Genomic DNA, 18,603 nt, shown 5'->3' with positions numbered 1-18,603 from the left:
CAAGTGTCTTGGATTTAAGACACCCGCCGAGGCTTTTGCTACACTTTTGCAGGAAGCAGCTTAATCAGATACCCTCACCGCCGGCATGATGCAGTTGGAGTAGCTTTTCCATACCTTTGACCTTGATATACGTTTCATCAAGGTTCCATTTGCGTGTGACCTGACGCTTCTTCCGATTAAGCCGTTCAAGCATTTTGGGCTAAAGCAGATGACCCAACGATGGACGGTTGAGTGGTCGAGATCGATGCCACGTTCCGCTATCAGTTCCTTCAGGTTGCGAAGGCTCAAATTGTAAGCCAGATACCAACGAACACACAACAGAATGACGGATTTATCAAAATGGCGGCCTTTAAACATCTAAAATACTCGGCTGATTAAAAGCCAGGATACTATCAGCTTATCTATTGACGAAAAGTTTGCAACAGAACCTTAAAAACTATACCCTTCCGAAATATCAAGCTGAAGGGCGGCGATTGCTGTCTTTGTATCCTTCGCAACGATTGCGTCGTAAACGTCGATGTGGTGCTGAGCAGAGCTTCGGAAAAGTTTGTCGTTCGGAACAGATTGCCGCACGGAAGGGCCAATATGCAACCACAGCGGTTCCAAGAGCTGGCTGATGAAAGCAAGGTTGCTCATTTCTGCAATCAACATATGAAAATGATAATTCGCCTCAAGGAAGAGGTCCAGATCGTTAATTTCAGCGGAGCGGCAAATATCTGCAACGTAGTTTTTCAGCTTATCGAGCTGCTCTTGCGTATGATTTTCGACCGCGCGTTCCAACGCAGCAGTTTCTAAGATAGTTCTTAGCACGCGAATATCATACAGTTCCTTAGTGGTGAATATCGGCACCATCATCGTTCTATTGGCTGTTGAAACCACACTGCCAACACTCTCCAGCCTCTGCAATGCATCGCGTACGGGCATCAAACTGGTTCCCAGGCTTTTCGCGAGACCTCGGAGAGTCAGCTTCTGGCCTGGTGTAAATCGCCCCATCATAAGATTACGCTTAAGCATCTCGTAAATTTGCTCATGAAGCATGTCACGGGAAACTGGTGACAGTTCAGGCGCATTCGATCCTGCTGGGTCGGCTTCACGGTTTTGCATAAGGTCTCCTCTCAATGTGCGTTCGTCATAACATCGAACATAATCTTTAGCATTAAAAACATTGTCATAAAACTGTTATAACACTAGACAAATGTGTGGTGTGACCATAATCTGATACCGCCAAGTTTGCCTTGAAAAGATCATGTCAGATCAATGGACGGAGCGGACCTCAATAAAGCGGTCCCTTGCAGCTCTCGTGCCTAGACGGACGAATGCGCAAACGTCAAATGGAGGAAGATACAAATGAATGATAGGCTTTCCAATTCGCTCGCCCATGCGGATATCACAACGACTTTGCATCCCTATACAGATGCGCGTGCGCATGAACTGCAAGGCCCAATGATCATTGATCGCGGCAAAGGCATCTATATTTATGATGATGCTGGCAAGGAATATATAGAAGGGTTGGCGGGATTGTGGTCGGTAGCGGTTGGCTTTGACGAACAGCGTCTTGTCAAAGTCGCCGCCGAGCAAATGGCCAAATTACCCTACTACCATACATTCAGCCACAAGTCCCATGAGCCATCGATCCGTCTTGCGGAGAAGATCGTTGAGATGACGCCTGCGCAGCTAACACGGGTGTTTTTTACGAGTTCTGGTTCCGAAGCCAACGACACTATGGTCAAGATGGTTTGGTACATGAACAATGCGCTGGGCCGACCACTAAAGAAGAAATTTCTCGCCCGAACGCGTGGCTATCATGGTATCACGATTGCCTCTGGCAGTCTGACAGGCTTACCAAACAATCATCGCGACTTCGACCTCCCAGCGATTCCGGTTCGTCATCTAACCTGCCCGCATTTTTATCGATATGGCTTGCCGGGCGAGAGCGAGGCTGAGTTCGCAGCAAGACTGATTGCTGAAGCTGAAGCAATGATCGTTGAGGAAGGCCCTGAAACTATTGCGGGTTTCATCGGTGAGCCACTAATGGCTGCGGGCGGCGTGATGCCTCCACCAGAAGGTTACTGGAAAGGCATTGAAGCGCTCTGCCGCAAATATGATATTCTGCTGATTGCTGATGAAGTAATCTGCGGCTTTGGTCGTCTTGGCACGACCTTTGGCTGTGAGCATTACGGCTTCACTCCGGACATTCTGATCATGTCCAAACAGCTGACCTCGTCATATATGCCTCTCGCAGCGGTTGTATTTACAGAGGCTGTCTATGATGCGATTGCCGACAATACAGCTAAGATCGGCACTTTCGGCCATGGCTTCACTGCCTCCGGTCATCCGGTTGCAACAGCTGTGGGTCTTGAAAATCTCAAAATCATTGAAGAACGTGATCTGATTGGAAATGCAGCCCGTATGGGCGCCATTTTACAGTCACAACTGGCAGACCTTGCCGATCATCCACTTGTCGGGGAAGTTCGCGGCGCGGGCCTCATCGCTGGTATCGAGCTTGTTGCGGATAAAGAAAGCCGTCGTCCATTTGCTATGCCGGGCAAAGTTGGTTCCCGCGCGTTTGTAGCTGGACATGAGAATGGGCTCATTGTTCGCGCTATCGGTGATGTGGTTGCGCTTTGCCCACCACTCATCATCAACGAAGATCAGGTGTACGAGACGGTGAAACGTCTCCGCAGAACACTTGATGATACTGCACAGTGGCGCAACTCTGAAAATCTGAACTAATTAACAACACAAAGGGCGCTGTATGAATTACGGCGCCCTTCTTAGTATAGCTTAGCGTTATTAGCCGCCTAATGTAGAATCTGACTGAGAAATAGCTTTGTGCGCTCATGATGTGGGTTGTCGAAGAATTCGGCTGGCGCATTTTCTTCGACGACCTGGCCCTGATCCATGAAGACCACGCGGTTTGCAACCTGACGGGCAAAGCCCATTTCATGCGTCACGCAGATCATCGTCATGCCTTCATCCGCAAGGCTCACCATCGTATCAAGCACTTCCTTCACCATTTCCGGATCAAGCGCTGAAGTTGGCTCATCAAACAGCATCACTTTCGGGTTCATGCAAAGTGCACGGGCAATTGCCACACGCTGCTGCTGACCGCCGGAAAGCTGCCCCGGATATTTATTGGCCTGTTCTGGAATCTTCACGCGCTTCAAATAATGCATGGCGATTTCTTCCGCCTGCTTCTTGGGCATCTTGCGCACCCAGATTGGCGCCAGCGTGCAGTTTTCCAGAATGGTCAGATGCGGAAACAGGTTGAAGTGCTGGAACACCATGCCGACTTCGCGGCGCACTTCATCAATCTTCTTGAGATCGTTGGTCAATTCGATACCGTCCACAATGATCTGGCCCTTCTGGTGTTCTTCCAGACGGTTGATACAGCGGATCATGGTGGATTTGCCGGAACCCGATGGACCAGCAACAACGATGCGTTCGCCACGCATGACCTTCAGATTGATGTCACGCAGAACATGGAATTCACCATACCATTTATGCATGTTCTTAATCTCGATAGCCCCTACAGTCTTCGAGATCGTCATTTGCGGACTATGTTTTTGAAGATCGTCGAAACGTTTGACATTTTCGCCTACCATTCAAGCATCCTTCTGCATTGTTACGGCTTTGCCCATTGGGCTGCACAGTTGATCAATATTCACTGTCTGACTATTTGAGTTCAAAAGCTGCTCAACACCCCGTCACATACCTGTAAAAGCTCATCAGCATCAGAGACAGAAAAAGGCAGTGGTGGTCTGATTTTCAGAACATGGCCAAGCGGTCCAGATGCACTGATCAGCACGCGGCGGCGGCGAAACTCATTGACAAGTTTACCAGCATCTTCTGGTGACGGCCTGCCATTCTTGTCCAAAATATCAACGCCTAGAAATAAGCCCACGCCGCGCACGTCACCTATCGCTGCGTGGCGCTTCGATAGGTCCTCGAAGCCGGTTTTCATATGTGTGCCGACTTTTAAGGCATTTACCAGAAGGTCTTCATCGTGAAGTATGTCCAGGACTGCAGAGGCAGCGGCACAGGCAACGGGGTTGCCGCCGAATGTGTTGAAATATCGGGCTTCGCGAGCAAAACGTTCCAGAACTTCCTCACGTGCGACGACGCCCGCGATTGGGTAGCCGTTGCCCATCGGTTTACCCATGGTGACGAGATCAGGAACGATGCCGTGGCGTTGAAAGCCCCACATGTGTGACCCCAGACGACCGAAGCCCGCCTGCACTTCATCAGCAATGAAAAGGCCACCCGCTTCGCGGATGGCATCAACAGCACCTTTAAGAAAACCGGACGGTTCGGCAAAAACACCATCGCTCGAAAAAATAGTATCGACGAGAAGTCCGGCGGGACGAATGCCATGACGCTGCATATCAATAATAGCGGTTCGAACTTCATTTTCAAAAAAAACTGCGATCTGTTCAGGAGAACCCGAAACGCGTGCATCAGGCGTAGCAATAGTGCGAACGTCAAGCGCCAATGGAACATTCTGGCCGAGCGAAGGCGACATGGACGCTATCGCGTGGCTGATACCGTGATAGGCATTAGCAGTGACGATAAAACCTGTTCCGCCCGTATGGTTACGGGCAATGCGCAGCGCCAGATCGTTGGCTTCGCTTCCTGTACAGGTTAGCATCAACCGATTGGTTTGGGCTGGGAAGTGGCTGAGCAATTTCTCAGCATAGCTGATAATACCCTCATCGAGATAACGCGTGTGAACATTGAGGCGCGCAGCCTGTTCAGCAATCGCTGATACAACACGAGGATGACAATGCCCTACGCAAGGCACATTGTTATAGGCATCAAGATAGGCATTTCCCGCCTCATCATAGAGCCGAACGCCAGATGCGCGTTCAAAATGAACTGGTTCCTCGTAAAACATGCGGTATGGTTGGCCAAGAACACGCTGACGGCGTTCAACAAGGCTGCGTGTGCGCTCGTCAAGGCTTCCGGCGTTCTTTGCATCAAACGCATTGATCATCAAAGGTACGCTCATGGCATGCGCCTTTATTTCTGGAGAATAGTGTTGAATGGGTTTTGCGATAGTGCTGACAGCCGCTTTAATCGCATCCAGGAGGCTGGATTGTTTTTCATGATGTAAGGACGGTTGGCCGGATCAGTATCGGCCAAAAACTCTGTAACAATGACGTTTATGACGCACCGTGCGATCATAAACTCCGGCAAGAGCGTGCACTCCAAATCCGATAAAGGTGCAACACTGTGATAAGCGCTGACGACATCGGCAGCGTTCTCAAAATCATACTTTTCACCGCGAATTTGTAGCAACGCTGCACCAGCAAGATCGACAAGACGAGGAGCGTAGACCAAATCTCCGAAATCAAGGAAGCCAGCCAATTTATCGCCATCAGTAAGGATATTTTGTCCATTCATATCGCTATGAACAGCCTGTGTGGGCAATTGAACAATTTGTGGCAACGCTACCGTTTCAAAACGATCAAGCATGGCCTGAGCGAGCGGACAGCGATCTGTGTCGATCAAATTTAAATGCGCCCGCAGACGGCTTATATTTTTCACATCCCATATAAGATTGCGCTCGCTTGCATAGTCATGATCAAAGGCGGACAGCGCATTATCAAGATTGGCCACTGACCGCCCAATTGTCTGGCGTAATGCTCTTGATGATAAACCTACAGAAGAAAGCGGTGTTCCTTCAAGATAGGTCAATAGCTGCAAATATCTGCCATCATCTAGCGCGATGGGAACAATCATCTCGCCATTGATCGTGGATGTGACACGTGGTGCTGGAATTTCTGGTGCCGCTTGCTCAATATGAAGAAGAGCTGCATTTTCCAACAATACACTGTCGATGCTTTCCTGCGGATCAGAAACCTTGAGCGTGAACGTCGGACCATTGGCTACACGGATGCGGAAATTTTGCGTGCGTTCACCGCCAAGCTCTGTGGCTTGACCATGAATACCAAAATGCTTCCTTGTGAGGGTCTCTGCATCAATCGACGTAAGGCGCTGCATCATTCTTCTGCTTCCTGAAATGAATCAGCCAGAATGCCGAAGCAGTTGATGATATCAGAAACAACAGCTTTTCTAGCGGCTGAAGCATTGTGAGACGCTATGGCGTCAAAAGCTATTTCGTGATCGGGAATTGCGTCAATCAGTTTACCCGGCTCAGCCTTAGCTAGACGGACAGATGGGCCCATTCTCAACCAAAGCGGTTCAATCATGTCACGCAGAATGGGAGAGTTGCTCATGTCTGCAATATGCAGATGAAAGCTGGCATTCGCACGCAGGAAATGACTGGTATCGTTGTTACGTGCCGCTACAATCATGGCTTCGAAATGCACACGTAAACCAGCAAGGCTTTCGGGCGTTGAAGCTCGCGCGGCACGCGCTGCCGAAAGTCCTTCCAATGCCACCCGAATGTCGCGAATTTCCGTGAGTTCAAGCATGGTCAGACGCGGCACTATAAACGTGCGCCCAAGACGCACTGCGCCAAGGCTTTCGAGCTTTTGGAGCGCATCGCGGACCGGAACCACGCTTGTTCCAAGAGCAGAAGCCAGATTTCGAAGGACAAGTCTGTCACCGGGGCGAAACTCTCCGATGATGAGTTTTTCCTTGATCTGCTGATAGATCTGTTCGTTCAATGTATCCTGAATGAGCGTCTTGTATGTCGGCATGGAGCCGTCATCTGACAGCAGGTTTAGCTTGCTGTCCATCTCTAGCGCCTCTCAAGAGCAAATTCACGCTCAAGACGCCGGGAGTGAAGTGATAGAATGAAGCAAAATACGAAAAATGCACCACCGACTACAAGATACGCTTCGCGATAAAAGCCCAGCCACGCACCGTCAGCAATTGCCCCGCGTGCACCGCCAAGTACGTCTATCAGACCAATAATGCTAATCAGCGTTGTGTCTTTGATAGACTCGATGAAGGTGTTGATGATCGCAGGCAGAGCAATCCGAAATGCTTGCGGTAGCACGATTAAACGTGAAATAAGGCCACCGGAAAGCCCCAAGCTCTTTCCTGCTTCTGACTGACCACGAGGCACGGCTTCAAGCCCACCGCGAATTGCTTCGGCAAGATATGCGGCCTGGAACAGAATAAGTGCGACCTGTGCACGCAAGATATTGTCCACCATATTGCCGCCGGGCAGCAGGAAAGGCAGCATCGTTGATGCAATGAACAGGACAGCAATGAGTGGCAGACCGCGCACGATCTCAACATAGAGCGAGCAGAAACGCCGGACGATAGCGGCTTTCGACTGGCGGCCAAGGACAATCAGAACGGATATTGGAAGTGCCAACACAATACCGAAAGCAGACAGGCCAACAGTAAGCGGCAGGCCACCCCAACGGCTCGTTGAGACTGCTGGCAAACCCAAAATGCCACCCCTCATGAGTATAAGGCTGATCACCATGACTGCGATCCATGCAAGCGCAAGTAGTGGTTTCCAGAAACGACGAAAGCCACTAAGAATGAGGATGGAAAGTACCAATACGACAGCGAGCGTAGGACGCCAATACTGATCAATTGGGTAACTGCCGAAAAGAATAATGTGATAGCGCTCATAGAGAAACGCCCAACAGGCTCCAGTCGCAGCCCTGCAAATATCGGGTGACGCCGGACCAAATACGGCGTTCACGAAGGCCCATTGATAGAAGTGCCAGAACAGGTAGAGAAGTCCGCCAGTGATGACTAGTGTCAGCAGGGCGTGGGGCCAAGGATGAAAATAAGGTCGAAGCCAACCCGATACGAAGCCATCGGACGGGCGTTGAAGTGTTGCAGAAGGTTCACTCATGCTTTCACCAATTGTGCGCGTTTCTCCAACCAGCGGATAACCGCAGAGGTTAACAGGCTGAGCGACAGATAGATCAGAAGATAAATGGAGACGGTCTCAATAGCCCGGCCTGTTTGGTTGAGCGCAGTATTACCGACCGAAACCAGATCAGGATAACCAATCAGGACAGCCAGTGTCGTATTCTTAATTGCGTTAAGATATTGATTAGCCAATGGGGGCAACATGAGCCGGAGAGCTTGCGGTGCCAGAACCAGATAGAGTGTTAGCAATGGATTGAGGCCGAGGGAGCTTGCCGCCTCTGTTTGCCCTTTTGGCAAAGCTGCAAGACTTCCGCGCACAATTTCAGCAATAAACCCTGAAGTATAAAACGATAGGCCAATGAGCATTGCTATATATTCGGGTGTAAGGCCCACTCCCCCACGGAAATTAAACCCAGTCAGTGCTGGTTTCTGTATCTCTCCCCAACCAAGTGCAAAAATGATGACACCGAGAATGGCAGCAAGAGAAACGCAAAAGCCAATTGTGGCCCGTCGGGGAAAGTGTCCCGTTTCGTTGCGTCCTTTCACCATGAAGCGCCAGAATACATAGCCACTGATCAGACTTGCAATGAGGACAGTAGCCAGCGCAGGCCCACTATCTCCGAACAGAATTGTTGGTACATGAAGGCCACGGCTTGAGATGAAAACAAAGTCCCCAAGTGCCCATGCCTGACGCGGTGCAGGGAGCACGCGGACAGCAGTTGCGCAGACAACGAGAATGAGCAGCAGCGGTGTGTTGCGCGTGACCTCAATATAGGTCTTTGCTATCGTGCGAAGCTGCGGATGAGCAGCACGTCCTGCAAGACCAATCAGAAGTCCGAGCAAAGTGGACAATACAATAGCAGCAGCAGCCAGCTTAATTGTATTGAGCAAACCGACAAGCAGTGCCTGGAAGTAGCTGTCTCCTGAACTAAAGGTAATCAATGACTCGCCAATCGGAAACGATGTAGCGCTCCACAGGAAGCTATAATCGATACTGATGCCGCGTGCAGCGAGATTTGACGCAAGATTGTGTGACAGCCACGCAAAAACTGCAATGGCTGCCAAAACAAACAGCGCATTTTGAAGGCGCTCGCTACGCATTAGCGCAACGGTGCTGCATACATAAGGCCACCCTTCGTCCAAAGGTCGTTTAGACCACGGTCGAGCTTGAGAGGAGAGGCCTTACCAAGGTTGCGCTCGAAGCTTTCGCCATAATTGCCGACGGCCGAGACAAGTTTAACAACCCAGTCTTCCGGCAGACCGAGATCTTTGCCATTATCCGGTGTGGTGCCGAGTATCTGTTTGATCTCCGGATCAGTCGAGTTTTTGGCAAGATCTTCAACGTTAGCCTGCGTAATGCCAAGTCGCTCAGCTTCGACCAAAGCAAACATGACCCATCGGGCTATGAGAAAAAGTTGCTCATCGCCACTTTTGACAGCAGGTGCATAAGGTTCCAGCGTTATAAAATTGGGGAAGATGATGTAATCGTCGACATTACCATTGCCAGCGCGTGATCCGGCGAGGTTACCATAGTTGCCGCCGAACGCATCACAACGTCCGCCAAAGAAAGCTGCATCCAGCTGCTCCCAGGCACTTAGAACAAGTGGTGTATAGTTGAGGCCGCGAGACTTGAAGAAATTCTCGGTGTTCACTTCGAAAGTTGAGCCCTGCAGGATGCAGACCGTAGCATCTGCCAATTTGTCAGGACTATCGATACCAAGTGACTTTGGTACCATAAACGTATAGCCGTCAAAGTAGTTTGGTGAGGTGAAGCGTGCGCTCTGAGCGCCTTCGCGGTTGAGTGTCGTAGTGGTATCATGAGCCAGAACGTCAATCTCACCCGACGACAGCAATACAAAGCGCTCGGCATAAGATGTCTGGCGATAGTTGACTTTCGACGCGTCGCCAAGAATAGCAGCCGCCATCGCTTTACAATAGTCAATGTCAATGCCAGCCAGCTCGCCATTCGCAGCTGGAGCCGAAAAGCCCGGAACGGCCTGACCAACACCACAGACCAGAGTGCCCTTGGACTTAATTGAATCCAAAGCGGCGCCTGCCTGTGCTGCTCCACTCAGTGCAGTCGCCCCCATTAGCGCAGCTGCACAAGCCATAATTCCCGTTTTCAAAGTGCTCGTGATTTTCACGTTATTCCCCTTTGTTTTTATGCGTTTATATTAACCTCGCGGAGTCGCGCCACTCGGCATTCACGCTGCAGATTGAGTAATGCAGATGTATTTCAGCTCTAGGAATTCTTCGATCCCGTACTTTGAGCCCTCCCGCCCGATGCCAGATTCTTTTACTCCGCCAAATGGTGCGACCTCATTTGAAACCAAGCCTTCATTGACGCCAACAATGCCCGACTCGATCTGTTCAGCAACACGCCACATCCTGTCGAGATCGCGGGTAAAAATATAAGCTGCAAGGCCGGATGTGGTGGCATTGGCGGCTTTGATGACGGCTTTTTCATCGGAGAACCGCTGTATGGGCGCAACTGGTCCGAAAGTTTCTTCACTTTCAAAGAGCATCGTTGCATCAACATCCACAAGCACCGTAGGCTCGTAGAAAGTTTGTCCAAGCCCATGACGTCTGCCACCCGTAACAACTTTGGCGCCCTTGCTAACTGCGTCTGCTACATGACGCTCCACCTTCGTCAGCGCGGCTTCATTGATTAAGGGACCTTGTTGCACGCCCTCGCCAAAGCCCTCGCCCACTTTTAATGCACCGACTGCTGCAGAGAGGCGCTCAATGAAAGTGTCGTGAACGTTTTCATGAACGTAAATGCGGTTCGGGCAAATACAAGTTTGGCCGGTATTACGGAATTTTGCGTTGAGAACGCCTTGAACCGCAACATCAAGATCGGCATCTTCAAACACGATCAGTGGCGCGTTACCGCCAAGTTCCATCGCAACTTTCTTGACCGTATTTGCCGATTGTTCGAGAAGAAGTTTTCCAACGCGGGTCGATCCTGTGAAGCTGATCTTGCGCACGATCTGGCTTGACGTCATTTCGCCGCCGATTGCAGTAGCGTCACCTGTGACAATGTTGAATACCCCTTTCGGAATGCCAGCACGTTCGGCAAGCTCCGCCAGTGCGAGTGCAGAGTAGGGCGTAAATTCAGATGGCTTAACCACGACCGAACAGCCCGCAGCGAAAGCCGGTGCGCACTTCCGGGTAATCATTGCGGCAGGGAAATTCCAAGGTGTGATCGCTGCAACAACACCTATTGGCTGCTTAAGAACCATGATGCGGGAGCGGGCACGAGGAGCCGGGATCAGGTCTCCGTAGGCACGCTTTGCCTCTTCCGCAAACCATTCCGCAAAAGAAGCGGCATAACGGATTTCGGCCTGACTTTCCGCAAGCGGTTTGCCCTGCTCGGCAGTCATGATCGTGGCAAGATCGGAAAGATTGGCGATTATCAGGTCAAACCAACGACGCAATATGATTGCGCGATCCATGGCTGGCAGCGCTGCCCATGCATGACGAGACTCCTCCGCAATTTTAATTGCACGTCGGGTCTCGGCTGCGCCCATATTAGGCACAGAACCTATCGCAAGGTTGGTTGCCGGATCAGTTACAACAACCGTCTCTCCATTGTCAGCAGCTATCCATTCGCCACCGATATATGCCTTGTTCCGCAGGAGTGAAGAATCTTTAAGGCGGTCCTCTAACCGCGGCGTAGCGTGGTGGTGGTTCATATTGTTCCCAGTTCAAGCTCTGCTTTGTTAAGTGTTATAACACACAACAAATCTCAACCTGTCAATATGAATCGTTAGTGTTTTGCAACTCCTACGCCGTAGTTGGTGAAATTTAAAATTAATATTGAACCGCACCGGGTTTGCCGGAGGCCATTTCGTTTAAGTTACGCGGCCACGGCCGGTGCGTCCAGCATCGCGTAATATCGTTCTTCGGCTTCGGCTGGCTGTATGTTGGACTTGCCCTGATTTAATGGAGAGGTTCTGTCACTAATTTCCGGTTCATGGTCTCGAACTGGATCGGGGATTTATACCCGAGTGCAGAATGTCTGCGCACAGGATTATAGAAGCCGTCAATGTATTCTCCAATGAGTTTGATTGCGTCATTTCTGATCTGGAATACACTGTGCCAGATCAGTTCTGATTTGTTGGTCTTGAAGATGGTGTCCACCATTGCATTGTCATATCAATTTCCTTTACCGCTCATGGATGGAAGCATGCTGTGCGCTTTGAGGATTTTGCGATACTCATAACTGGCATATTGGCTGCCCCTGTCCGAATGCTGGATGAGGGTGTTGTCACGTTAAGTTTCTCTGGCCGGAAAGGCCAGGGGCTCGTAGATATTCAGGCGAAGCAGGCCGCAATTTTCCATGCATCGAAAGCTTCGAGGCGATGGTAACGAATTGTGTGTGCGGCTCGGCGACGAGATGGAACAGAGAAACAATTGCGGGTCGCTGAGCGCATGGAGACGAACCGTTGCAACGCTCCAGGTGACCGATGACCTTGCATGGTTCGCTCCCGTTTCCTAAACGGCAGATGGCTATTTTCGGCCCGATTATTGAGGCCCTTGTGCGACCAATGGTCAAGGCCGGGTGCCACTTCTGCCTTTGCTGCACCGTAGGAGCGGAGCTTATCAATGATGATCCGTTTGGGAGCAAAGCCATAGCGCTTCATTAACGCCACGAGCAGTCGCTTTGCCGCCCTTTTATCACGCCGCTTCTGCAAGATTTCTTCGAGAACGGAGCCATGTTGATCCACCGCACGCCAGAGCCAGAATTTCTCTCCAGCGCATTTGACGACCACTTCGTCCAAATACCAAGTATCGCCGGGGCGCGCCTGACGCCGCCGCAAGTTGCGTGTGATCTGGGGTCCGAACTTGGCGATCCAACGACGAACTGTCTCGTATGATACGTCGATTCCACGCTCAAGCAGCATTTCTTCAACTTCACGCAGACTAAGGTTGAACCGCAGATAAAGCCACACCGCATGAGCAATAATCTGTGGCGGAAAACGGTGACGCTTGAAGATGATATCTGATGTCTGCATCACCAAAATTTACGCCCAACCCGTCAGGCAGGCAACTGTAGCCCAGTTAACGTGACAACACCGTCCGGCGTATTAGATAAGTTGTTGACCGCCAAGAAAGTATGATCTTTAATGAGATTCGTCATACTTTCTTGGGGGTTTAAGTGAATAAATTCATTCGTTCGCTCGCGATATCACTCGCTCTGACAATTTCTGTTGGCGGAATAGCTACTGCAGAAAACAAACTTAATTTTGCATGGCCGGTCAATGTCGGCCCACTCAATCCGCATCTTTACACACCCAATCAAATGATGGGGCAGAATATGGTTTACGAGCCTCTCGTTCGTTATATGGGCGACGGATCAGTACAACCATGGCTCGCAGAATCCTGGGACATAGAAGATGGCGGAAAGACCTATGTTTTCAAACTCCGCGAAAATGTAAAATTTTCAAATGGTGAGATTTTTGATGCCGCCGCCGCCAAAGCAAATTTCGATGCTGTTCTTGCCAATAGGGAACGGCACGCCTGGCTTGAACTGGCTAATCAGATCACATCAGCAGAAGCGTTAGAACCATTCAAGCTCAAGTTAACACTTAAAGACGCATATTACCCCATCCTTCAGGAATTGGCACTGCCCCGCCCGTTCAGGTTTATTGCCCCGTCGCAATTTAAAGAAGGTGGTACAAAGGATGGCATTGTTGCACCGATTGGCACAGGCCCCTGGAAACTTGTCGAAACAAGGCTGGGCGAAAAGGATGAGTTCGTTCGTAATGAAGAATACTGGGGCAAAAAGCCGGAATATGAACAGATCACTGTCAAAGTCATTCCCGATCCAAATACCCGCGCCATTGCTTTTGAGACTGGGGAAGTAGACTTCATCTACGGTCTAGACGGCCCGCTTTATCCTGATACTTTTCAGCGGTTTAAAAACATGGGTGTCTATACGACAGAACTGTCCGACCCTATGGAGACTTGGGTTTTTGCGATTAACACAAAGACCGGCGCAACACATGACCTCGCCGTTCGCAAGGCAATCAACCATGCTGTCAACAAAGACAAGATGATAGATAAGGTGCTCTACGGCACGCAAAAGCGAGCAGATACGCTTTTCTCAACCAATGTACCCTACGCAGATATTGGTCTTAAGCCCTACGAATATGATGTTGAGGGTGCCAAACGCCTGTTGGATGAGGCCGGATGGAAAGCAAACAGCGAGGGAGCCATTCGCCAAAAAGATGGTGAAGCACTAACCGTTGAACTTAATTTCATCGGAACCGATGCTATTGCAAAATCGATTGCCGAAGTCGTTCAGGCAGATCTTCGACAGATTGGCATCGATGTAAAGCTTACCGGAGAAGAAGAAAGCAGTGTCTACGCCCGTCAGCGCGACGGGCGATTTGGCCTGATCTTCAATCGCACATGGGGTGCGCCCTTTGATCCACATGCCTTTGTAAGCTCCATGCGTATTCCTTCACATGCTGATTATCAGGCACAGCAAGGACTAACGGACAAGGCGGAAATTGACGCTAAAATTGGCCAGGTGTTCACAACAGGTGACGAAGAAACCAGAAAACGACTTTATAAAGACATCCTGACCCGCTTACATGATGAGGCCGTTTATCTTCCGCTGACATTCGTGACGGCCATCGCTGTTGCAAAGCCAGAAGTTGGTCCGATCCCATTTGGCGCAATGTCGAGTGAAGTGCCTTTTGAACAGCTCAAGCCAAAGGCAGATTAAGTGCCATGCCAGCTTTTATTCTCAGGCGAGTACTTCTTCTCATACCGATGTTGCTCGGTGCATCACTTTTCATATTCTTAACGCTGAGGCTGGGTCCAAGTGACCCAGCAATGGATTATCTCAGACTATCCAAAGTACCGCCGACACCACAAGCATTGGAAAATGCCCGGCAAATGCTTGGGCTCGATCAACCGATATTTGTCCAGTATTTTGAATGGTTGTGGAATGCTCTTCGGTTAGATTTTGGCATATCTTATGCCACGCAACGACCCGTATTGCCCGATATTCTGCATTTCCTCCCAGCCACTTTGCAACTCGCCGGTTTGGCACTTCTTTTAACCATCGGTCTTTCTATTCCACTTGGAATGTGGGCTGCGCGTTATCGCGAGAAATGGCCGGATCAGTTCGTGCGGTTCATTGCTTTTGTCGGTGTGTCAATGCCGAATTTCTGGCTGGGCTTTTTATTGGTACTGGTGTTCTCCGTTCACCTTGGCTGGTTACCCCCCATGGGTAAAGGCGGCATTTCCCATATCATAATGCCGGTAATCGCAATCTCATTCATGTCTCTGGCAATCAACGCGCGGCTTTTGCGCGCCAGCATGCTTGAAGTTAGCGGACAGCGTCATGTGCGATATGCACGTTTACGCGGATTATCAGAAAGGCGTGTTGAACATTCACATATTCTGCGTAACGCCTGGCTCCCGATCATAACAGCAATTGGCATGCATATCGGCGAACTCATTGGTGGCGCACTCATCATTGAAAGCATCTTCGGATGGCCGGGTGTCGGACGATACGCGGTATCCGCAATCCTCAACAGAGATTATCCGGTTATTCAATGCTTCACGCTGCTCATGGTCGTGATTTTTGTTCTGTGTAATCTGATTGTCGACATCATCTACGCCATCGCAGATCCCCGGATCCGCCTATCAGCGGAGGGTGTGCAATAATGATGCAAAATCAAGTCACGGCACAAAGCGTGTCAAAAACCTTAAGCCGCAATTTACTTCTTTGGTTTTCATTTGCAGTCGTCAGCCTCCTTTTGATCGCAGCCATAGCAGGGCCCTGGATATCGCCTCACAACCCTGATTTTGTCGACATTGGCCGAAGAATGCAATCACCTGATGGCACATTCTGGCTAGGAACCGACCATCTGGGACGAGACATATTCTCTCGTTTGATTGCAGGTGCGCGTGTCTCAATCGGAGCTGTCGCGATCACTCTTCTCATCATCCTAACACTCGGCATCAGCATAGGCGGTTTTTCGGGTTTTGTCGGTGGCCGCACTGATCAGATTATTATGCGCATTACCGACGTCTTTCTGACATTTCCCACGCTCGTTCTTGCGCTTTTCATGATTGGTATGCTCGGAACTGGCATCGTTAACGTAATAATAGCCATCGCCTTGTCACACTGGGCCTGGTACGCGCGCATTGTTCGCGGCATTGTTCTTTCGCTCCGACACAGAGAGTTTATTCTCGCTGCACGATTGAGCGGAGCCAGTCGGCTGCGGGTATTCATGAAACATCTGTTCCCAGCAACAATAGCGCAGTTGATGGTGCTGGCAACGTTGGACATTGGTCACATGATGCTTCACGTCTCCGGCCTGTCTTTCCTTGGTTTGGGCGTTGCTGCGCCAACGGCTGAGTGGGGCGTCATGATCAATGATGCACGGCAGTTTGTCTGGACATCACCAATGCTAATCTTTTGGCCCGGCCTCATTTTGTTTTTTAGCGTGATGGCGTTCAATGTCTTAGGCGATGCCCTGAGAGACCGCCTGGATCCTAATCTGAGGGCAGAGACGTGTCATTAAATTCGCAGACCTTGGAAATTCGTAATCTCTCCGTCGGTTACGCGCACGAGAACCACATTCACTTGATTGTTGCTGATCTTTCGCTCACGATCGAACGAGGTAAAATACTCGCTCTTGTTGGTGCCAGTGGCTCGGGAAAGTCAATGACATGCTCCGCAGTCCTTGACGTTTTGCCGCCTGGGGTAAGGACGATTAATGGAGCAATCTGGCTTGACGGCAAACAAATAAGCGCCAAAAAACTGCGCGGCAATCACGTTGCAAGCATCATGCAAAATCCGCGTAGTGCCTTTAATCCGGTACGTACGATGCGGCAGCATATTGCAGAAACGCTTTCAGCACTCGGTCGCAATAATCGTAATGAAAAGGCCGAGATCAAAGAGGCTTTGCTCGCCGTCGAGCTAGATGATCCTGATCGAATACTTGATCTTTATCCATTCGAAATGAGTGGCGGCATGTTGCAGCGCATGATGATTGCAATCGCTTTGCTGAGCAAATCAGAATTTCTTTTTGCTGATGAACCGACGACCGACTTAGACCTCGTAGTTCAGATAAAAATTCTGAATCTTCTCGAAAAACTGGCGCGGGAAAAAGGCTTAGGGGTTCTGTTGATAACGCACGACATGGGCGTCGTTGCAAAAATAGCAGATCAGGTTGCAGTTATCGAAAATGGGATATTGGTTGAGCAAGCGCCGGTCGAAAAGATCTTTAACTCACCCAAAGATCCTGTCACACGAATGCTGGTGTCTGCCCATTTATCGTTATACGGCATGGAGTTGACTGTCTGATGCTCTTACAAGCGAAAAATATCAATAAATCATACCAGACACATTCTCTGATGGGATCTAGCCCTGCGCGCCTCATTCTTGATGATGTATCGTTGAACATTCAAGAAGGTGAGACGATTGCCCTGTTGGGCCGCAGCGGCTGTGGCAAAAGCACACTTGCAAGGCAACTTTGCGGATTGGAACATCCTGAAACAGGTGATGTGCTTTACAAGGACATATCGACCCGAAAGCTAACGCGTGTGCAAACGCGCTCGTTTCACCGCGATGTACAAATGGTCTTTCAGGATTCACCCAGTGCCGTAGATCCACGTATGACGGTCGGGTCCATCATTGAAGAGCCGTTGAGGCACCTTACTGAACTCAATGTAGAGCAGAGGCTCACGCGCATTGTCGACCTTCTCGAAATGGTCGAGTTGCCAAGAGACCTGCTCAATAAACTTTCCTCGCAGATCAGTGGTGGCCAGTTACAACGAGTCTGCATCGCTCGAGCGCTTGCGGCAAATCCTAAGCTCATCATTCTCGACGAGGCTGTCTCAAACCTTGATACGCACCTGCAAGCATCTGCGCTAAAACTGCTGACGAAATTGCAAGACAGCCAGAAGGTTTCATACCTCTTCGTCACGCACGATTTGCGGCTGGTTGAACGATTTGCTGACCGCATTCTCGTGATGGAAGATGGCCGTCTTGTAGAAGAGCAAAATAACGGCGATATACAGATGCTTTCTCACCCCGCATCAGTCGAACTCAAAAACGCAATTCTGCCCGCCCTACCCCAGCGAAAACTGATAATGGAACCCGCTTAAGCGAGCTTGTGATGACTTGCGACATCCCGAAGAAACTACAAAAGACCAGGAAGTCGACTTAATGAGATCGTTGATCTCATTAAGTCGCTCGTAGATTCAGTCCAAGCCTATCTACGAGTTATTCGGCAACGCGATTAAATCTCGCATTTTTTGCAGAGCGACATCGTGGTCTTCCTGATACTTGATTATATCATGAAAGCGGCCTCCCTTTTCTAATAGAAATATGGAGGCCGTGTGGTCCATGGTATAATCACCGTCCTGAAGCGGTATTTTAGCAGCGTAAATTTTGTAACTCTTAATAGCGTCTTCAATGTTTGCTTCGGTGCCGCTTACGCCCGTAATATGCTTGGAAACATTGCTAACATAGGTTCTCATAATCTCCGTTGTGTCACGCCTTGGGTCGACTGTGATGTAGTATACCTTCAACTTGTCCCGATCAGCTCCCAAATCATTCATTAAACCGTCGAGCTCATACAACGTTGTTGGGCAAACCTCCGGACAATGTGTAAAGCCGAAAAATACAGCAGCTGGGGTCGATCTTAAGTCCTGCTGTCCGACATCAACGCCCATGAGACCAAATTGTATTAATTGAGAAGAGAGGGTTTTTGGCTCATCATAGCTTTATCAAAGGACGCAAAGATGAGACAGAAACCCGTTCCC

The 18,603-nt window shown here is 50.0% G+C and carries 17 protein-coding genes and 2 pseudogenes; 6 read left to right on the top strand and 13 right to left on the bottom strand.

The genetic code is table 11. The features are described 5' to 3' along the window. Nucleotides 1-112: 112 nt before the first annotated feature. Nucleotides 113-357 (bottom strand): annotated as a pseudogene (locus tag ABE527_RS20570) (IS6 family transposase); the annotation flags it as partial. A 72-nt stretch (nucleotides 358-429) separates the two neighbouring features. Beyond that, nucleotides 430-1,104, bottom strand: a complete 675-nt coding sequence (locus tag ABE527_RS20565; RefSeq protein WP_499695534.1) for a GntR family transcriptional regulator — start codon at nucleotides 1,102-1,104, stop codon at nucleotides 430-432. A gap of 243 nt (nucleotides 1,105-1,347) precedes the next feature. On the opposite strand from ABE527_RS20565, the gene ABE527_RS20560 reads away from it, so the two are divergent. Further along, complete coding sequence (locus ABE527_RS20560; RefSeq protein ID WP_499695533.1) at nucleotides 1,348-2,733, top strand: aspartate aminotransferase family protein; 1,386 nt, start codon at nucleotides 1,348-1,350, stop codon at nucleotides 2,731-2,733. 68 nt (nucleotides 2,734-2,801) lie between these two features. Here the strand turns inward: ABE527_RS20560 and ABE527_RS20555 are convergent, their stop codons facing one another. The 10 genes and pseudogenes from ABE527_RS20555 to ABE527_RS20510 form a co-directional block, all read right to left on the bottom strand. Next, on the bottom strand, nucleotides 2,802-3,605 hold the full coding sequence (locus ABE527_RS20555; RefSeq protein ID WP_499695532.1) for an amino acid ABC transporter ATP-binding protein: 804 nt from the start codon (nucleotides 3,603-3,605) through the stop codon (nucleotides 2,802-2,804). A gap of 80 nt (nucleotides 3,606-3,685) precedes the next feature. Next, on the bottom strand, nucleotides 3,686-5,008 hold the full coding sequence (locus ABE527_RS20550; RefSeq protein ID WP_499695531.1) for an aspartate aminotransferase family protein: 1,323 nt from the start codon (nucleotides 5,006-5,008) through the stop codon (nucleotides 3,686-3,688). A gap of 11 nt (nucleotides 5,009-5,019) precedes the next feature. Continuing rightward, on the bottom strand, nucleotides 5,020-6,006 hold the full coding sequence (locus ABE527_RS20545; protein ID WP_499695530.1) for a phosphotransferase: 987 nt from the start codon (nucleotides 6,004-6,006) through the stop codon (nucleotides 5,020-5,022). Beyond that, nucleotides 6,003-6,704 (bottom strand): GntR family transcriptional regulator, encoded by a 702-nt coding sequence (locus ABE527_RS20540; RefSeq protein WP_499695529.1) that lies wholly within the window; start codon nucleotides 6,702-6,704, stop codon nucleotides 6,003-6,005. Before ABE527_RS20540 ends, ABE527_RS20545 begins: the two co-directional genes overlap by 4 nt. A gap of 2 nt (nucleotides 6,705-6,706) precedes the next feature. Then, nucleotides 6,707-7,786: an amino acid ABC transporter permease gene (locus ABE527_RS20535; RefSeq protein ID WP_499695528.1), complete on the bottom strand. Its 1,080-nt coding sequence runs from the start codon at nucleotides 7,784-7,786 to the stop codon at nucleotides 6,707-6,709. Beyond that, nucleotides 7,783-8,907: an ABC transporter permease subunit gene (locus ABE527_RS20530; RefSeq protein WP_499695527.1), complete on the bottom strand. Its 1,125-nt coding sequence runs from the start codon at nucleotides 8,905-8,907 to the stop codon at nucleotides 7,783-7,785. Before ABE527_RS20530 ends, ABE527_RS20535 begins: the two co-directional genes overlap by 4 nt. Next, nucleotides 8,907-9,950, bottom strand: coding sequence for an amino acid ABC transporter substrate-binding protein (locus ABE527_RS20525; protein WP_499698173.1), 1,044 nt, complete (start codon nucleotides 9,948-9,950; stop codon nucleotides 8,907-8,909). The genes ABE527_RS20530 and ABE527_RS20525 overlap by 1 nt, the downstream gene beginning before the upstream one ends. A gap of 60 nt (nucleotides 9,951-10,010) precedes the next feature. Beyond that, nucleotides 10,011-11,501, bottom strand: a complete 1,491-nt coding sequence (locus tag ABE527_RS20520; protein ID WP_499695525.1) for an NAD-dependent succinate-semialdehyde dehydrogenase — start codon at nucleotides 11,499-11,501, stop codon at nucleotides 10,011-10,013. Between the two features lie 247 nt (nucleotides 11,502-11,748). Continuing rightward, nucleotides 11,749-12,069: pseudogene (locus ABE527_RS20515) on the bottom strand (integrase core domain-containing protein); the annotation flags it as partial. Between the two features lie 53 nt (nucleotides 12,070-12,122). After that, entirely contained in the window at nucleotides 12,123-12,824 is a 702-nt protein-coding gene (locus ABE527_RS20510) for an IS6 family transposase (protein ID WP_499698172.1), read from the bottom strand. A gap of 155 nt (nucleotides 12,825-12,979) precedes the next feature. Here ABE527_RS20510 and nikA point away from each other — a divergent pair, with 155 nt between their 5' ends. The 5 genes from nikA to nikE are packed head-to-tail and all read left to right on the top strand — an operon-like array spanning nucleotide 12,980 to nucleotide 17,943. After that, nucleotides 12,980-14,542, top strand: a complete 1,563-nt coding sequence (nikA, locus tag ABE527_RS20505) for a nickel ABC transporter substrate-binding protein (protein ID WP_499695537.1) — start codon at nucleotides 12,980-12,982, stop codon at nucleotides 14,540-14,542. A gap of 5 nt (nucleotides 14,543-14,547) precedes the next feature. Next, nucleotides 14,548-15,492, top strand: coding sequence for a nickel ABC transporter permease subunit NikB (nikB, locus tag ABE527_RS20500; RefSeq protein ID WP_499695523.1), 945 nt, complete (start codon nucleotides 14,548-14,550; stop codon nucleotides 15,490-15,492). Further along, nucleotides 15,492-16,355 (top strand): nickel ABC transporter permease subunit NikC, encoded by an 864-nt coding sequence (gene nikC, locus ABE527_RS20495; RefSeq protein ID WP_499698171.1) that lies wholly within the window; start codon nucleotides 15,492-15,494, stop codon nucleotides 16,353-16,355. Before nikB ends, nikC begins: the two co-directional genes overlap by 1 nt. After that, nucleotides 16,346-17,140 carry a nickel import ATP-binding protein NikD gene (gene nikD / locus ABE527_RS20490; RefSeq protein WP_499698170.1) on the top strand — a complete coding sequence of 265 codons (795 nt, stop codon included), beginning with the start codon at nucleotides 16,346-16,348 and terminating at the stop codon, nucleotides 17,138-17,140. The genes nikC and nikD overlap by 10 nt, the downstream gene beginning before the upstream one ends. Then, nucleotides 17,137-17,943, top strand: a complete 807-nt coding sequence (gene nikE / locus ABE527_RS20485) for a nickel import ATP-binding protein NikE (protein WP_499695536.1) — start codon at nucleotides 17,137-17,139, stop codon at nucleotides 17,941-17,943. The genes nikD and nikE overlap by 4 nt, the downstream gene beginning before the upstream one ends. A gap of 111 nt (nucleotides 17,944-18,054) precedes the next feature. On the opposite strand, the gene ABE527_RS20480 is transcribed toward nikE, so the two are convergent. Further along, nucleotides 18,055-18,513 carry an SCO family protein gene (locus ABE527_RS20480; RefSeq protein ID WP_499698169.1) on the bottom strand — a complete coding sequence of 153 codons (459 nt, stop codon included), beginning with the start codon at nucleotides 18,511-18,513 and terminating at the stop codon, nucleotides 18,055-18,057. Between the last annotated feature and the right edge of the window lie 90 nt (nucleotides 18,514-18,603).

It is taken from the genome of Brucella sp. TWI432 (assembly GCF_039674445.1).
Classification (GTDB): Bacteria; Pseudomonadota; Alphaproteobacteria; order Rhizobiales; family Rhizobiaceae; genus Brucella; species Brucella chromiisoli.
The sequence above is the reverse complement of the archived record's forward strand: the minus strand, read 5'-3'. Positions and strand labels throughout refer to the sequence as shown.